The sequence below is a fragment of the Corynebacterium tuscaniense genome, assembly GCF_008693065.1.
In the GTDB taxonomy this organism is placed as follows: Bacteria; Actinomycetota; Actinomycetes; order Mycobacteriales; family Mycobacteriaceae; genus Corynebacterium; species Corynebacterium tuscaniense.
This window is the reverse complement of record NZ_VXKH01000119.1, coordinates 1-1742: the sequence shown is the minus strand read 5'-3', so window position 1 is coordinate 1742 and position 1742 is coordinate 1. Positions and strand designations below refer to the sequence as shown.

Sequence of the window (1742 nt, the reverse complement as noted above, 5' to 3'; positions counted from 1 at the left end):
CCTGGGCCCGCAGCCTTGAGACCTCCGGCCGCGCCCAACTCGTCGCCGCCTTCCCCCGCTACCACCCGCGCTGGGCGTGGTGGGTCACCCGCGTTCCCATCCTGCGCGAGTTCGCGGTGTCGAACCTGGTGGTGGTCCTAAAACGCTAAGAGGTTTTGTGGTGAACCGTCCTGAATTTAATTTCACTTCAGGCGGTATTAGTGGCAATGCCTTTAGAATGAACGATTCCATTTAGGCAGGGGGCTCATGGATGTCCACTTTAGTGGACACAAAAAGGTTTCCTGCGTCCTTGAAACGTGGCATTGTTGTTTGTGTCCGATGGGATCCGGACTGACCTGGGGAACATAACAATCGGGGGTATCGCAGTATGCACAAGCAGATAACAACTGTCATCACGGCTGTAGCCACTGTGTGCTTGCTTTCAAGTTGCACGGCGACGGGCGTATTCGGGCAAGCTGGCCAACGGCACGAGACAAGTCCAGTAGAGGATACACCTACGCCATCGGCGCCTGACTCTGGATCAGACTCGGCGGAGACGGAGGTGCCCGCTTTTCACTTCGCTAGTGGGGATTTGGTTCTAGGCGACTTTGACTACGAAGCCATCCAGGACAACATGTTCAATCCCTGCGAAGAAATCTCCAAGGAAGAGCTTTCTGAGGTGGGCTTTTCTACTCCGGATGGTCCCAGTCGTCACATAGCTGGAACTGTCGGTTGTGGCCTCAGTGGAGGAAATATCGATTGGGCGTATGCGGTAGGCACGTCAAATGCTACGCGTGCTCATCAGGAAAGTGAGCCCGAGAATATCATTGATCCCGCTGCTTCTGACGTGATACCAGGGCTTTTTACCTACTTAAGTGCGGGAAGCATGGGCCTGGGTTGTGTTGCTGCTGTTGATACCGTGCGTGGACAGTTTTCGGTCATTGTTGGAGAAGGGAATAAGCCCGTTGAGCTCGATAAATTGTGCCAGGCCGCAGTTCGCATAGTCGAAGATTTGTACCAAAACTAAAGGAAGATTTCGGGGGATAAAAATGGGAATGTATTTAGATGCTCAGGCGGTGTCACGGGGGGCAGATGTGCTTGCAACTGTGGCTCAGAGCATGAAGAGTCATGGAATGATGGCTGACTTGCGGAGATTCAGCGTTTACTCTGCTGTGTCTGGTTTGGATCAGGCGGGGCAGATGCATCAGGCGATTAGTTCGGTGAGTGAGCCTGAAGCAACCCGGGGGTTAGCTCAATTTTTTGCTAGTGCTGCTGAGCTGTTACACCAGCAGGTTGATGGGTTCGTTGCAGTAGATGCGGGCATTGGGGAGTCTTTCCGTTCTACTGCAGGGGATGTCTCTAGTCCAGTGGCGTTATCACCACTGGAGCGGCCGCAGTCGAATCCTTTTCATGTTGCCTTTCCTGTTGCAGGCCGGCCAGGAAATCTAGAGGTACTGGTCTCACAATTAGCGGCAACAGATTTCACATCAATGTTCGACATTTCACAGGATTGGGTTTCCACTGCTTCTGTGGTGGTCCAGGCGTTGGGGGAACTTCCTGCGGCTATGGGGTTGTTATCGCCCTCAGCTGAAACTGAAGCGATACACAACGCGCTAGCAAACGTGGAGTTTGTCGGCGTCATGGGGCGCCATTATGCAGCTAAGTCCCACATGTTGGGCAGTCATACTGGTGGGCTAGCAACGCTCAGTCAGGCTACTGCCGTAGAGGCTGCCGCAGCCTTAGGTGCCGTCCGTAGTACAGCT

The 1742-nt window shown here is 53.8% G+C and carries 2 protein-coding genes and 1 pseudogene; all 3 read left to right on the top strand.

The window, feature by feature from the left end; translation table 11 throughout:
• Positions 1-149: pseudogene (locus tag F4V54_RS11825) on the top strand (SAM-dependent methyltransferase); the annotation flags it as partial.
• Between the two features lie 218 nt (positions 150-367).
• Positions 368-1006: a DUF3558 family protein gene (locus F4V54_RS10730; RefSeq protein WP_150387132.1), complete on the top strand. Its 639-nt coding sequence runs from the start codon at positions 368-370 to the stop codon at positions 1004-1006.
• 145 nt (positions 1007-1151) lie between these two features.
• Positions 1152-1742 (top strand): hypothetical protein (locus F4V54_RS11560; RefSeq protein WP_170253155.1); only part of this gene is annotated, 591 nt, incomplete at its 3' end.